This window comes from Rhizobium esperanzae (assembly GCF_014197615.1).
GTDB classification, from domain to species: Bacteria; Pseudomonadota; Alphaproteobacteria; order Rhizobiales; family Rhizobiaceae; genus Rhizobium; species Rhizobium esperanzae_A.
Genome location: NZ_JACIFY010000015.1, coordinates 75,547 through 88,571 on the forward strand (window position 1 = coordinate 75,547; position 13,025 = coordinate 88,571).

The 13,025-nt window shown below is 62.5% G+C and carries 15 protein-coding genes and 1 pseudogene; 6 read left to right on the top strand and 10 right to left on the bottom strand.

The genetic code is table 11. The features are described 5' to 3' along the window. The first annotated feature begins 374 nt into the window (after positions 1-374). Positions 375-1,598, top strand: a complete 1,224-nt coding sequence (locus GGD57_RS19865; protein WP_184472006.1) for an MFS transporter — start codon at positions 375-377, stop codon at positions 1,596-1,598. Between the two features lie 276 nt (positions 1,599-1,874). Here the strand turns inward: GGD57_RS19865 and GGD57_RS19870 are convergent, their stop codons facing one another. Both GGD57_RS19870 and GGD57_RS19875 read right to left on the bottom strand, forming a co-directional pair. Continuing rightward, a complete protein-coding gene (locus GGD57_RS19870) occupies positions 1,875-2,180 on the bottom strand; it encodes a Dabb family protein (RefSeq protein ID WP_184472007.1) in 306 nt (101 codons plus the stop codon). A 27-nt stretch (positions 2,181-2,207) separates the two neighbouring features. After that, a pseudogene (locus tag GGD57_RS19875) lies at positions 2,208-2,884 on the bottom strand (hypothetical protein); the annotation flags it as partial. Positions 2,885-3,030: 146 nt separating this feature from the next. Here GGD57_RS19875 and GGD57_RS29400 point away from each other — a divergent pair. After that, positions 3,031-3,162 (top strand): hypothetical protein, encoded by a 132-nt coding sequence (locus tag GGD57_RS29400; RefSeq protein ID WP_003587702.1) that lies wholly within the window; start codon positions 3,031-3,033, stop codon positions 3,160-3,162. A gap of 124 nt (positions 3,163-3,286) precedes the next feature. On the opposite strand, the gene GGD57_RS19880 is transcribed toward GGD57_RS29400, so the two are convergent. The 4 genes from GGD57_RS19880 to GGD57_RS19895 all read right to left on the bottom strand — a co-directional run bounded on the left by GGD57_RS19880 (position 3,287) and on the right by GGD57_RS19895 (position 6,059). Then, positions 3,287-3,847, bottom strand: coding sequence for a TetR family transcriptional regulator (locus tag GGD57_RS19880; protein ID WP_184472008.1), 561 nt, complete (start codon positions 3,845-3,847; stop codon positions 3,287-3,289). Positions 3,848-3,872: 25 nt separating this feature from the next. Beyond that, complete coding sequence (locus GGD57_RS19885) at positions 3,873-4,334, bottom strand: DUF1348 family protein (RefSeq protein WP_184472009.1); 462 nt, start codon at positions 4,332-4,334, stop codon at positions 3,873-3,875. 98 nt (positions 4,335-4,432) lie between these two features. Next, on the bottom strand, positions 4,433-5,386 hold the full coding sequence (locus GGD57_RS19890) for a pyridoxamine 5'-phosphate oxidase family protein (protein ID WP_184472010.1): 954 nt from the start codon (positions 5,384-5,386) through the stop codon (positions 4,433-4,435). Positions 5,387-5,447: 61 nt separating this feature from the next. Beyond that, entirely contained in the window at positions 5,448-6,059 is a 612-nt protein-coding gene (locus GGD57_RS19895; RefSeq protein ID WP_184472011.1) for a glutathione S-transferase family protein, read from the bottom strand. Between the two features lie 140 nt (positions 6,060-6,199). On the opposite strand from GGD57_RS19895, the gene GGD57_RS19900 reads away from it, so the two are divergent. Then, positions 6,200-7,105, top strand: coding sequence for a LysR family transcriptional regulator (locus tag GGD57_RS19900; protein WP_184472012.1), 906 nt, complete (start codon positions 6,200-6,202; stop codon positions 7,103-7,105). A 12-nt stretch (positions 7,106-7,117) separates the two neighbouring features. On the opposite strand, the gene GGD57_RS19905 is transcribed toward GGD57_RS19900, so the two are convergent. Together GGD57_RS19905 and GGD57_RS19910 are read right to left on the bottom strand one after the other, a co-directional pair. Beyond that, the gene (locus tag GGD57_RS19905) at positions 7,118-7,486 is read right to left on the bottom strand and encodes a DUF983 domain-containing protein (protein WP_184472013.1); all 369 of its coding nucleotides are present in this window, start codon (positions 7,484-7,486) and stop codon (positions 7,118-7,120) included. Positions 7,487-7,770: 284 nt separating this feature from the next. Further along, a complete protein-coding gene (locus GGD57_RS19910; RefSeq protein WP_184472014.1) occupies positions 7,771-9,174 on the bottom strand; it encodes a PLP-dependent aminotransferase family protein in 1,404 nt (467 codons plus the stop codon). Between the two features lie 217 nt (positions 9,175-9,391). Here GGD57_RS19910 and GGD57_RS19915 point away from each other — a divergent pair, with 217 nt between their 5' ends. Further along, a complete protein-coding gene (locus tag GGD57_RS19915; RefSeq protein WP_184472015.1) occupies positions 9,392-10,297 on the top strand; it encodes a S1C family serine protease in 906 nt (301 codons plus the stop codon). Between the two features lie 37 nt (positions 10,298-10,334). On the opposite strand, the gene GGD57_RS19920 is transcribed toward GGD57_RS19915, so the two are convergent. Beyond that, positions 10,335-11,222, bottom strand: coding sequence for a LysR family transcriptional regulator (locus GGD57_RS19920; protein ID WP_184472016.1), 888 nt, complete (start codon positions 11,220-11,222; stop codon positions 10,335-10,337). Positions 11,223-11,324: 102 nt separating this feature from the next. Between GGD57_RS19920 and GGD57_RS19925 the strand changes: the two genes are divergently transcribed. Then, a complete protein-coding gene (locus GGD57_RS19925) occupies positions 11,325-11,942 on the top strand; it encodes an NADPH-dependent F420 reductase (RefSeq protein ID WP_184472017.1) in 618 nt (205 codons plus the stop codon). A 180-nt stretch (positions 11,943-12,122) separates the two neighbouring features. Continuing rightward, a complete protein-coding gene (locus tag GGD57_RS19930; protein WP_184472018.1) occupies positions 12,123-12,503 on the top strand; it encodes a VOC family protein in 381 nt (126 codons plus the stop codon). A 64-nt stretch (positions 12,504-12,567) separates the two neighbouring features. On the opposite strand, the gene GGD57_RS19935 is transcribed toward GGD57_RS19930, so the two are convergent. Beyond that, positions 12,568-12,954, bottom strand: coding sequence for an ectoine synthase (locus GGD57_RS19935; RefSeq protein ID WP_010066194.1), 387 nt, complete (start codon positions 12,952-12,954; stop codon positions 12,568-12,570). Between the last annotated feature and the right edge of the window lie 71 nt (positions 12,955-13,025).

Here is a 13,025-nt window from a genome sequence, read left to right on the forward strand (position 1 = left end):
TTAGAACCATTCTCGACTGCTTGCGGCAGCCGGCGCCGGCTGCTGAAAACCGCCGCCGCGGCCAGCTTCAGCGGCCTTCCCGGCAGCGAAAAAATCGCCTTCGGCCTTGGGAGAAACACGGTCCCCGCAAAGGCAGGAAGGGGCCGAGCCGACCCCAAAGTGGTGATCTGCGAAGCAGCCGCATCGTGTTATTTGCCGCGCCCTCAATTGCCGGCATCGGCCCGGTTTTCACGCGCCGGATCGTCCTGAAATTGTACCATTCCATCTTTCCGTCCCTCGGGGACACGCACAGGCCGCGAATGCGATCGCAGCTTTGACCGGCCGATTGAAACTGTTATGTCCGTGGCTTCCGCATTCAGGCCATTTCAGCACCAATGCCAAATTCTTTCCGCTTCCGCTCGGCGCAGACAGTCACCGTGCTTGCCGTCACCCAGCTGATCGGCTGGGGCACGACCTTCGACATGCTCGGCGTCATGGGCCGCATCGTGGCGCCCGCTCTCGGCCTGGCGAATGAGTTGGCGTTTGCCGGCCTGACGATCATGATGATGGTCAGCGCCATCCTTGGTCCGGCGACCGGCCGCTGGCTCTCCCGCTACGGTGCCGCCCGGGTGCTTTCGGCCGCCTCGCTGACCTTTGCGCTCGGCCTCTGCCTGCTTGCCGCCGCAGACGGCATCCTGCTCTATGCCAGCGCCTGGGTTATCATCGGCATCGGCGGCGCATTCGGCCTTTCGGCACCGGCCTATACCGCCGTCGTCGAGCGCGAGGGGGAAAACGGCAAACGCGTCATCGCCATTCTCATGCTGTTCACCGGCCTGTCGAGCGCCATCTTCTGGCCGATCCTCAGCCTGCTCAACGGGACGATCGGCTGGCGCCTGACCTTTCTCGTCTGCGCGGCGCTGCAATTCTTCGTCTGCCTGCCGCTGCATCTTTTCGCCCTGCCGAAACCGATCGCAACGCATGCCGCAGGCGGCGCGGCCGACATTGCCCCGGTGCCGCTCACCAGGGCGGCGCGGCGCAGGGCCTTCCTGCTGATTGCCGCGGCGACGACGATCTCGACCTTCATTACCTTCGGCATCTCGCCATCGCTGCTCGAAATCTTCCGTCAGTCCGGTGCCTCGCCGGCGCTAGCGCTGCAGCTCGGCTCGGCACGCGGCGTGCTCGGTATCTCGGCGCGCTTCCTCGACATGCTGCTCGGCCGGCGCGGCAACCCCATGCTCAGTGCGGCCATGGGCATCGGCCTGATGATGTTCAGTTTCCTGATCATGCTGGTCGCCAGCCCATCCGCACCGCTGCTCGTCACCTTCGTCCTGCTTTACGGCTTCGGCGCCGGCGTCATGACCGTCGCCCGCGCGCTTCTGCCGCTGGCGCTGTTTTCGCCGGGCGAATACGGCCTGCAAGCGGCGCGGCTGTCGCTGCCGCAAAACCTTGCCAACGCCATTGCCCCGGTCATCTTCACCGCCATTCTCGACCGCGCCGGCACCGGGCCGGCACTCTTTGCCTGCGCCGCTCTTGCGGCCCTGGCGCTGATCTTGGTGCTGATATTGATGGCGATGGTGCGCGGCGCCCACGCATCGCAGCCGAGCCCGGTCGTCTCTTGAACCCGGCCCGTCACGTCAGTCATTCTTAATCTGTCTTGATTATCATCGACATCAGCACGAGCGCGGCTTTCCGCCCATACATCGCGACTGCTGCAGCGAGCTCACAATGAGCGCGGCGCCGCTTTAACGAATCTTTTGAATCGCTTGCCGCTGCTTTTTCGAAAGTTGAGTCCGGCGGCTCAGAAGTTGAGCAAGCGTCGGGGCGATCCGAACTCCGGAAAGTCAATCATCCATTTGAAATTCAATGGAATATGGCATCCGAAGGTGCAGGAAAATTCAGAGCGGCCGCCTCACCGCCGTGTGGCTGTCGTAATCGGCAGCGATGCGCTTTTCCCGGAGCGGCCGCACGCGCTCGATCGACAGCTGATAATCCGGATGGGCCTTGTAGGCGGCGAGAGCCGCCTCGTCGTCGAATTCGCCGTAGACGACGAGATCGATCTCGGTGCCCAGCTGATCGGTCTTCACATTGGTGCCGATTTCCAGCAGCCGCGCATGCGGAATGGCGGTCAGGATCGAAAGCCCGGCCCTCACCTCCTGCAGATGTTCTTCCTGCACGGTGAAGAAGACGATATGGCGGATCACGCGGCTGCTCCTGTCAGATTCAGAGATCATCCGCGCGATAACACGCTCGCCCCGAGCCTTCAACCGCGCGAGCGCCCTTGCCCGGCATCGGGACGTATCGCCGCATCGAAGACCATGGCGTAGGCTGCGAGTTTTTCCGCCCGGTCGGTGCCGTTGACGATGCGGCGTGCATTCACCCAGTCCGCAGTCGTCGCGTTCAGGTGATCGGCGAGTTTGTGGCCGGTAAAACTGCCCTGCAGCATACCCTCGATCAGGATCGTTACCGCCGTATCCATTTCCATTGCCCGGTCGGGATCGGCAACGAGGTCGATGCCGGTCAGCACACTCATCGCCTCATAGTTCCGCTTGTGGGTGAGTTGCACGAGGCCGCGCCCGAGCCAGCTGCGGCCATCCTCGTCCGGCCGCCAGTAGGGCGTTTTCACCCAGGAAAGCCGGCCTGCGGCAAAGGCCGTCTCCAGGATCTCGACCGCGCGTGCATCGCTTTCCGCCAGCGTCTCGCGAACCGGCTGCATCGTATAGGCGGTCTCGTGGTAAGCGGTTGCGAGGATATAGGCGAGCCATCGCCGGTCGGCATGGGAAAACCGCTTTTCCCAGGCATCGAGAATCGCCGTGGCGCCCACTACCTGAGGATGCGTCATTTCTCCTTTGAAGAGCTCGCCCCGCACCGCCTCGAAAAAGAAACCTCGGTCCATGTGGACAACCATTCCGCGCCGCCTCCCAATGACATGGTTAAACCCGAGTTAATCGATTAAAATTAATTTAATCGTTTAAAGTGTTTAAGCCACTGATTTACACGCCTTTTGTCTTGTGCAATGCATCTTCTTGCCCTGAAGCCTTGAGGAGACTTCCGATGCAGACGCCCGCTACCCCGCAAACCACCATTCCCCAGCACCTCGTCGACCAGATGGAAAACGAGTGGCGCCAGATTCGCCTTGAACGGGAAAATCCGCGCCCGGCCCAGCAGCCTCAACAGCAACGCTGATATACGCAAAACGGTCCCGATGTAAGATCGAGCGCCGTCCCGCGCCCGATCAATGCCCCGGCCAATCGATCTGGCCGGGATTCTTGATAGCTGCGATACAACATCCTGGCGGCTTCACCACCCCTCACCGCATCACGGCATCGAGCCGTTTCGCCAGCACTTGCAGCGATCGGGCGAAGACCGCTGTGTCATCCAGCGCCCGCGACAGCACCAGCGCGCCCTGAATGCCGGCAACGCCCTCTTCGGCAAGCGTCTGCGCCTCCTCTTCCGGACAGCCTGCCCGCGTCAACGCCGAACGCAGGGCGCCGACCCAGCGGATGAAATAGTCGCCGATTGCTGTCGAAAATCGTTCCCGGGTCTCATCAAGGGCAAAAGCGCCGACGAGGCAGATGCGGCGGCCGGAGCGAAAATAATCACTCACATCAGTCCACATCGTCGCGATCGCCTGACGAGGATCGCCCGTTCTCAGCGGCTGATAGATCGTTTGCTCGAACCAAGAATCGACATCGGCGAGCACGGCGGCCGCCATCTCCTCCTTGCCGCCGGGAAAGAAGTGATAAAGGCTGCCCTTGCCGATGCCGGTGCGTTCGGTGATGCGGCTGAGCGACGTGCCCTCATAGCCGAACTCGCGGAAGATTTCCGCCAGCAGCGGCACGATGTCGGCGCGTTCATAGACGGTTTTCACCGGCAGCTTCCTTGCCTGGCTTGCGTCAGAGGCCGAGCTCGCTCAGGCCGGGATGATCATCCGGCCGGCGGCCGAGCGGCCAGTGATATCGACGTTCGGATTCCCGGATCGGCAGGTCGTTGATGCAGGCGAAGCGGCGCTGCATCAAGCCGGCGGCATCGAACTCCCAATTCTCATTGCCATAGGAACGGAACCAGTTGCCGCTGTCATCGTGCCATTCATAGGCGAAGCGCACGGCGATGCGATCATCGGTGAAGGCCCAGATTTCCTTGATCAATCGATAGTCCAACTCCTTCGCCCATTTGCGGCTGAGAAAGGCGACGATTTCGGCCCGGCCGTTGACGAATTCGGCGCGGTTGCGCCAGCGGCTGTCCGGCGTATAGACGAGCGAAACGCGCTCGGGATCGCGGCTGTTCCAGCCGTCCTCGGCAAGGCGGACTTTGCGGGTGGCGGTCTCAAGGGTGAAGGGCGGGACGAGGCTGGACATAGGCGCTCCTGTACTGAACGGTTATGACTGTACTGATCGGTACAATTTTTGCAAGATGCCGAAGCAGCGTCTTGCCTCGGAGGCCGAATTGCGCTCCTTCACCCGCGGGAACGGTGGGGCAGCTCGGGGCTCTCCTTGCTCCACCGCAGCGGCAGGGCATCCGGGCGAAACACGATCTGTTCGGGCGTGAAACGCCACAGCCGTTCGGCCCGTTCAAAGGTGTCGACCTCAGGCGAATCCGGCAGCACCTCGGCCCGTCCCGTCATCTGCAGCATGTCGCCGGTTTCAAAGTCGATGAAAACAAGCCCGGCCTTCGGATTGACGATGAAATTGCCGAGGGTGTTGAAGAAGCGATTGCCGGCAAAATCGGGAATGGTCAGCACACCGTCGGCGCTGAGACGCACGAAGCCGGCATAACCGCCGCGATGGGAGACATCCGCCTGCCGCTCGCCACCGTCGCGATCGACATAGGAGGCGACGAAGAAGGTATCGACGCCCTCGATCATCCGCCGCATGCGATCGTCGAGTTGACCGGAATAGAAGGGCGTCATCGCTGTCGGCATTTGGGGATCGCGGGCAAAGACGGACGAGCGAGGCTGGATATATTGGGGGCAATTGCCGAAGCTCTGACTGACGCGCACCCGGAAAGCACCGGCATCCGTCCTGCGGATCACGCCGTTCAGCCGGTTGCGCCGCCGGGTCTCGAGTTGGATGCCAAGCATCGCGATCGCGTCGCCATCCCCCATGCCGGCATCGGCCGGATCGGCCGCATCACGCGACAGGTCGACATCAAGGAACTCCGGCGCCGGCGACGACATGAAGCCCGGTCGCCCGGCCCGAACCGTCGCCCAGACATCGCCTTTGGCATCGACGGCGCCGAGCACCAGGAAAGGCAGCATCGGAAAGAAAGCGCGATGCTGCTCCGGCATGGCCTTGCGGACGAAATTCCGTCCCGGCCCGTCCATGCGCTCGACGACGCCGACGCTGCGCTGCATGGCGAGTTCACCCTCATGCCAGGGCGAATTCACGTCCTGTCTCGTCTGCTCCAGCATCGCAGACCCTCCTTGCGAACAATTTTGAGAAGCCGGGACGGCGACCCCGCCCCGACGAGTTTTATGCGGCAAGGCCGATCTTGGTCTTGCGGAAGCCGACGAAGCCCGGCAGCGCCTCGATGCGCGCAAGCCAGGCACGGATGCCTGGATAGGCCGAGGTGTCGACATTGCCCTCCGGGGCGTTGGCGATGTAGCTGTAGAGGGCGACATCTGATATCACCGGTTTGTCGCCGAGCAGGAAATGACGGCCGGTGAGTTCCGCCTCGATCAGCGTGAGAATGCGGTGCGCCCGGGCGATCACCTCGTCGGTGCGGAAATCGGCGCCGAAGACGGTGACCAAGCGGGCCGCACACGGCCCGTAGGCGATCTCGCCCGCGGCAACCGAGAGCCATTTCTGTATGCGCGCCGCAGCCAATGCCTCTTCCGGCAGCCAGTCGGTGCGGCCATACTTGCGGGCGAGATAGACGAGGATGGCGGAGGAATCGGCAATGACTGTGCCGTCGTCGTCGAGGACCGGCACCTGGCCGAATGGATTGAGCTTGAGAAACTCCGGCGCCTTGTGGGCACCTGCCGCCATGTCGACCTCGACCAGTTCATAGGGCACGCCAAGCAGCGACAGGAACAGGTGAGCCCGGTGCGAATGGCCGGAAAGCGGGTGATAATAGAGCTTCATGATGGTTTCCTTCGGTCTTCCCGGTTGGGGGGATTGGCGATGGCCGCTTCGAACCATCTGCGGCGTAATTTATTGCCTTCCATAGGGAAGCAGTAGAATGCATATTCGGAAGGAATATTCTCAATTTATGGAAGGATAGCATGGACCGCCTCGATGCCATGACCGTGCTTCTGGCCGTGGTCGAACAGGGCAGCCTGTCGGCCGCCGCACGGCATCTGCGCTCGCCGCTCGCAACCGTCAGCCGCAAGGTTTCGGAACTGGAAGCCCATCTGGGCGCCCGGCTGCTGCAAAGGACCAACCGGAAGGTGGCGCTGACGGAGGCCGGCCGCTCTTATGTCGAGGCGGCGCGGGAAATTCTCGATCGGGTGGAAGAGGCGGAACGGGCGGCGGCCGGCGAATACAGCGCGCCGAAGGGCGAGTTGACGATGACAGCACCGATCGTCTTCGGGCGGCTGCATGTCTTGGCTGTCGTGGTGGATTTCCTGAAGGCCTATCCCGATATCAATCTGCGGCTGATGCTTGGCGACCGGCTGTCGAACCTCGTCGAGGATCATATCGATGTGGCGCTGCGGATCGGCAACCTGCCGGACAGCAATCTCATCGCCATCAGGCTCGGCGCGATCCGCCGGACGGTCTATGCCAGCCCGGATTACCTGACGCGGCACGCCGCGCCGCGACATCCGGCCGATCTCAGCGCGCACGACTGCGTCACCTTCGAGGGCATGGCCTCGAAGGTGAGCTGGATTTTCGCCGAGGGCAAACGCGATCTCACCGTGCCGATCCGTTCACGGCTTGCCGTCAACACCGCCGAGGCTGCTGTCGATGCGGCGGTCGCCGGCCTCGGCATCACCCGGGTTCTTTCCTACCAGGCCGCCCGCGCCGAGACGGCAGGCCTGCTGGTACCGCTGCTTGCCGATTTCGAATCGCCGCCGGCGCCGGTGCATCTCGTCTACCCCGCGCAGGGATTGGTGCCGCTGAAATTGCGAGCGCTGCTCGATTTCGCCACGCCGCGCCTGCGCGCGACGCTGAATGGATCCAGAGCATAGTGCCGAAAAGCGTCAGGCGAGCTTGCCCTCTTCCGCCTTGTAGAAATATTGGCTGGCGACCAGCCAGCCCTTCAGCGGCCGCAGCGGCGGAATGCAGGTGGCGAGCATGAACGGGCCGGTGACCAGAAGATGCACCCAGATCGGCGCCGAAAAGGCCACCTCCAGCCAGACGCCGAGCAGCACGCTCGGGATACAAGCAAAGCAGATGACGAAGAAAGCCGGTCCGTCGGCCGGATCGGCGAAGGAATAATCGAGGCCGCAAGCCTCGCATTCCCGCCGCAACGTCAGGAAGCCCTTGAACATATGGCCCTGGCCGCAGCGCGGGCAGCGCCCCCTGACGCCGGTCTGCAGCGGAGGAAGCGGGGGAAATTCGGTCTCCATGATGATCTCGCCTTATTTTGCGTGGACATCGAGTCGATCAATGCCCAACATTGAATGCATACAATATAGCTACATTGCCTAGACATTGCCAGTCAACTCGTCAGAATGCCGCACACGTCCCGCAGCCGGCGGGCTGACCGCTGATTCCCACGCAGCATCAAGAGCCGGACAGGCCCCGACACTTAAGCTGATAGAGAGAAACATGGTGACGGCGTTCAAAAGTCGCCGCACAAGGCGCTGGGCGCGACGGATGTGGCTGACGGTTCAGCAGTGAGGCTCGAACATCAGAAGAACGAGGCGGCCATCTCAGGCGGGCCTTCCAGGGCGTGGGCCATGAATTCCAGAGCGCCCTGCAGCTTCTCCCGGGTGATCGGGCCACCGAGGCAGATCCGCACGGCCTCGGGTGCTGCGCCCTCGACCGTGAAGGCGTCGCTTGCGACGACGCCGATGCCGGAGGAGCGCATGTGGCTGCCGAAGGTGGAGCGGGTCCAGCCATTGGCGAGCGGCAGCCAGATGTTGAAGCTGATCGGATCGGCACGGTAGCTGCCGGCCGGCAGCATGGCGGCGACCATCTGCTGACGGGCGGCGGTTTCAGTGCGGATGAAGCGCAGGATCGCATCGGCGGTGCCGTCCTCGATCCAGCGGGTGGCGAGCGCCACGGTCAGCGGCGAGGCCATGACATTGTTGGCGCGCATGGCGCTGACGAAGGGCCACACCGCCTTGCTGTCGGGCGCCACGACATAGGCAAGGCGCAGGCCCGCGCCGATGCATTTCGCCAGTCCGCCGATGTGCCAGGTCAGATCGGGCGCCGTTGCCGCAAGCGGCGGCGGGCCGTCCGGCGGAATGAAGCCATAGGCATCATCCTCGACGATCGGCAGGTGATATTTGCGGGCAACGGCCGCGATCTCCTCGCGGCGTTTGGCCGGGATGGTCAGCGTCGTCGGGTTCTGCAGCGTCGGATTGAGATAGAGCGCCTTCGGCTTCAATCTCTCGCAGGCCGCGGCAAAGGCGTCCGGCAGGATACCGTCCCCGTCCATCGGCAGACCGGCCAGATTGAGCCGCAACTGGGCGGCGATCGAGCGCATGCCGGGATAGGTGATGATTTCCGAAAGCACGGTTTCACCCGGTTTTGCCAGCAGGCCGAAGATCGCCAGCAGGGCCGGATGGGCGCCCGGTGTCACGAAAATCCGCTCCTGCGAGGGCTTGAGCCCGCGACGGTTGAGCCAGGCGGCGGCAGCCGCCTTGTCCATGCCGGAGCCGCCGAAACCCTGATAACGCAGAAGCGGAATGAGGCTCGCCGCCACCACCGACATGCCCTCGCGCATGCGAGCGGTCAGGTCCGGATCGTCGGGTTCCGGCGGCATGTTCATCGAAAAATCGACGACGGAGACGCGGCGCGGATCGGGCGCGGCGTCGGCGCTGAAACCCTGGCGCTCCTTGTCCGCGCCACCGGTGACGAAGGTGCCGCGGCCGACGTGCGAATCGACAAGCCCGCGCTTCTGCGCCTCGACATAGCCTCTCGCCACCGTCGTGAAGTCGACATTCAGCCGCTTGGCGAGTTCGCGTTGCGGCGGCAGCCGGTCTCCAGCCACCAGATGGCCGCTGCGCAGATCCATTTCGATCACGTCGGCGATCGCCATATAACGGGGGCTGCTGCTGCGGCTGAGATCGGGATGCCAGTCTTTCATGTCGTAATCCGCGTCAGTCTGATTGCTGATGAGATTGACTGTATATTGTTGCGTGGCGCCGCTGTCACCCCCCGCAAATTGGTAAAGTTCCGCCGCGTCACGGAGGCGATTGCGGCAAATTCCCGCGCTGCAGTCTTGCCGCCGCCCATCCATCTTCTTACTTATTCTAGGTGGAAGGCGCGGGCTTCCAGCCTGTCGCGCCGATCGGGATGAAAGCATGAATATCGATCCAATCCTGCGGTCAGTCGTGGCCGTTCGTTCCTCCATTCCGGAAGATGCTTTCACGGCGGAGACGCTCGGCACCGTCCGGGAAGGCAGCGGCGTGGTCATTCGCGACAATGGGCTGGTGCTGACCATCGGCTATCTCATCACCGAGGCCGAAGAAGTCTGGCTGACCACCCAGGACGGACGCGTCGTTCCGGCGCACGCGCTCGCCTATGATCAGGAAAGCGGCTTCGGCCTGGTGCAGGCGCTGGGTGCGCTGAATGCGCCGGCAGTGGATCTCGGCGACGCGGCAAGCGCCAAGGCCGGTGATCCTGTCGTGCTTGCCGACGGCATCGGCGAATTCGTCGAGGCCAACATCGTCGCCCGGCAGGAATTTGCCGGCTACTGGGAATATCTGCTCGATGAGGCGATTTTCACGGCGCCGGCCCATCCTTCCTGGGGTGGTGCAGCGCTGATCGGTTCGGACGGCAAACTCCTCGGCATCGGGTCGCTTCGCCTGCAAATGAGCCAGGGCGACGAAGTCGCCGATATCAACATGGTCGTGCCGATCGACCTTTTGACGCCGATCCTCGACGATCTGTTGAACCGCGGCCAGGTCAACAAGCCGCCGCGGCCCTGGCTCGGCGCATTCTCCGCCGAGAGCAATGGCGGCGTGGTGGTCATGAGCGTTGCCGAAGGCGGTCCGGCCGCTGAGGCGGGCCTGCGGCAGGGCGATATCATCTCGGAGATCCGCGACGAAGAGGTCGACGGCCTGGCCGATTTCTACCGCAAGATCTGGAGCAGCGGCCCGGCCGGCGCCGAAATTCCGATGCGCATCCTCAGGAACGGCCGGGAAGCCTGGCTGCGCATCAAATCCGCCGACCGCAACAGCTTTCTCAAGAAGCCGCAGTTGCAGTAAGGCCGCACCACCATTCGGCCTTTGCCTGCATGGAATTCTATCGGCGGAGATCTCCCGCGATCCAGTCGATCACCGCCTTCACCCGTTTCGGCACGAACTGCCGCGATGGATGCACGGCATGGATCGGCAGGCTGTGCTTGCCCCAGTCGGCAAGCACCTCGGTCAGCCGTCCGGCGGCGAGGTCTTCCTCCACCAGAACCTCAGGCGCGTAGACGATGCCGGCGCCCTCCAGCGCAGCAACGCGCATGGCTTCGCCATTGTCGATACCGATATTGCTGCTGATCTTTGCCGCCAGCATCCGCCCATCCTGACCTTCGAAATGCCATTGATCGCGTGGGACGAGGTTGAGGCTCAGGATGCAGCGATGCTGCTCCAATTGCTCTGGGTGGGTCGGCACGCCGTTCCTGTCGAGATAACCGGGAGAGGCGCAGCAGACGAAGCGATAAGTGCCGATCTTTCTGGCGATCAAGGAAGACGGGCGCAGATGCGCCACCCGAATGGCAAGGTCATAACCTTCCGAAATCATATCGACGTTCCGGTCGGTAAGACTGAGTTCCAGGCTGACAGCGGGATGCTGATTGGCAAAGCGTGCGATGGACGATGCCAGCCGCTTTACCCCGAGAGTGGTTGGGCCGCTGATGCGGAGGTGGCCGGATATTTCGTGGTTCTGCGGGCCGGCGATATCATTCAACTGCTCCAGTTCATCGATGACCCTGCTTGCTCTCTCCAGAAACCTGACGCCGGTCTCGGTGAGCCTCTGGGTTCGGGTGGTGCGCTCGATCAGCTTGACGCCATAGTCCGTCTCCAAGGCCTGAATTCGCCGGCCAACCATGGCGGGCGACAGGTTGAGCCGCGTTGCAGCCTTGGCGAAACTGCCTGATGTCGCGACGGCGACGAAGGTCTTGAGATTGGTGAGATCGTTCATTCGATACTTTTATGCAATTATGTCTAACCATTCAATGCGATTAAAGATGGGATCTCGGTCGGCTATATCGGAGACATTCAATCTCACGAAGGAGACGACCACATGAAAACCGCCATTATCGGAACTGGAAACATGGGTGCCGGCCTGGCCCGTCGGCTGGCCGGAAAACGCGATCTCATCCTCGCATCCCGCAACGATGCCGCGGCAAAGTCGCTGGCAGAGGAGATCGGTGCTTCGAGCGCGCCGATCACGAGCGCCGTGGCGCAAGCCGACATTGTGGTGCTGGCGCTGCCTTATGCTTCGGCACTCGAGTTTGCCGGCGCCGCTGAACTGGACGGCAAGATTGTCATAGACATCACCAACCCGCTCAAACCTGATTTCTCGGGCCTGCTGTTCGGCCATGATACGTCGGCCGCCGAAGAGATCCAGCGCAAAGCCGGAGGCGCTAAGGTTGTGAAGGCGTTCAACACGATCTTTGCCGAGCTTTTTGCCGCCTCTCCCGATCAGACCGCCACTCTTCCGGTCTTCCTGGCCGGTGACGAAGATGCCGTCGAAACGGCCGCAGCGCTGGTCAAAGACGCCGGCTTCACTGTCGAGAAGACGGGATCGCTGGATGCCGCTCGTCTGCTCGAGCCCTTGGGCATGCTCAACATCCGCCTCGGTTACGGCTTGGGCCGCGGTACGGGCATCGCTCCGAAATGGGCTGCCGTGAACGCCTGATGTGAGGACTGGCCTCGCTCATGCGGGGCCAGCCATTCGTGCTGGCCGGAAGGGCCGGCGGGCTGTTGTCGCGCGGGCCAACCGCCCCGCGGCGGGTCTCTTCGTTGACTTCGAAGAGCGGTTGAAAGATGGTGATGCCGCACTACCCCGGATCCGGCGTGTCATAGGAGTTGGCGGTCCATGTTCGATCATATCTCGCTCGGCGTAAAAGACCTCGAAAGAGCCCGTCGTTTCTATGATGCAGCGCTGGCGCCGCTCGGATATGAGCGGCTGTCCAATTCGGACAAGATGATCGGCTACGGCCCCGAAAAGGTCGGCCTCTGGGTGATGCAGGTCGAACAGCCTGTTCTTGCCGACATGCGATCCGGACTGCATTTCTGCTTCGTCGCCCCGAACGAGGCGGCGGTCGACGCCTTTTACGCGGCGGCAATCGCCTCCGGCGGCACGGATAATGGCGAACCAGGCATCCGGCCGGATTACGGGCAATTCTATTACGCCGCCTTCATCATCGACCCGGACGGCTACCGCCTCGAAGCCTATTTCCACAAAGGCGAGCTTTAACAGGCCATCAGCGGCAAGCCGACTTGCCGCAGACCGGCCCTATCCAGCCCCTATCCGGCCAATGTCAGTAAGCCGATCCCGAGGGGTCGTTCAGATTGTGCCGCTCGGATCCCGCAAGCGGCGGATTGAAGACGCTGACAAGAATCAGATCCTGGTCGCGTCCGCCGCGCAGCAGATGTTTGTCATGCTTGTCGAGCACATAGATATCGCCCTGGCGGATCGGAAAGACAGTGCCCGCCATATCCTCCACCTCCCCCTCGCCGGCAATGCAATAGCAGGCTTCAAGATGCTGGCGGTATTCGAGAAGTGAGACGGTGTTGGCGCGCACGATCGTATGGCAAACGGTAAAGCCCATCCCGTCCTTTTCCGTCAGCAAACGATGGCTCGTTCCATTGCCCCATTCCACGAAATGGTCCGTGGATTCGACGTCCTTCAGGCTGCGCACGTACATACCGCTCTCCTTCTGTAAAAAATTTTGACATACTGCAGTTATGGAGATCTGCTTCACACAGTCATAGTCTC

Coding starts and splice junctions, on each gene's coding strand:
- GGD57_RS19885 (WP_184472009.1), bottom strand. CDS start 4,334: ATGTCCAGCCTCGTCCCGCCCTTCACCCTTGAGACCGCCACCCGCAAA.
- GGD57_RS19865 (WP_184472006.1), top strand. CDS start 375: ATGCCAAATTCTTTCCGCTTCCGCTCGGCGCAGACAGTCACCGTGCTT.
- GGD57_RS19910 (WP_184472014.1), bottom strand. CDS start 9,174: ATGAAAGACTGGCATCCCGATCTCAGCCGCAGCAGCAGCCCCCGTTAT.
- GGD57_RS19915 (WP_184472015.1), top strand. CDS start 9,392: ATGAATATCGATCCAATCCTGCGGTCAGTCGTGGCCGTTCGTTCCTCC.
- GGD57_RS19930 (WP_184472018.1), top strand. CDS start 12,123: ATGTTCGATCATATCTCGCTCGGCGTAAAAGACCTCGAAAGAGCCCGT.
- GGD57_RS19935 (WP_010066194.1), bottom strand. CDS start 12,954: ATGTACGTGCGCAGCCTGAAGGACGTCGAATCCACGGACCATTTCGTG.
- GGD57_RS19895 (WP_184472011.1), bottom strand. CDS start 6,059: ATGAAGCTCTATTATCACCCGCTTTCCGGCCATTCGCACCGGGCTCAC.
- GGD57_RS29400 (WP_003587702.1), top strand. CDS start 3,031: ATGCAGACGCCCGCTACCCCGCAAACCACCATTCCCCAGCACCTCGTC.
- GGD57_RS19905 (WP_184472013.1), bottom strand. CDS start 7,486: ATGGAGACCGAATTTCCCCCGCTTCCTCCGCTGCAGACCGGCGTCAGG.
- GGD57_RS19900 (WP_184472012.1), top strand. CDS start 6,200: ATGGACCGCCTCGATGCCATGACCGTGCTTCTGGCCGTGGTCGAACAG.
- GGD57_RS19920 (WP_184472016.1), bottom strand. CDS start 11,222: ATGAACGATCTCACCAATCTCAAGACCTTCGTCGCCGTCGCGACATCA.
- GGD57_RS19925 (WP_184472017.1), top strand. CDS start 11,325: ATGAAAACCGCCATTATCGGAACTGGAAACATGGGTGCCGGCCTGGCC.
- GGD57_RS19890 (WP_184472010.1), bottom strand. CDS start 5,386: ATGCTGGAGCAGACGAGACAGGACGTGAATTCGCCCTGGCATGAGGGT.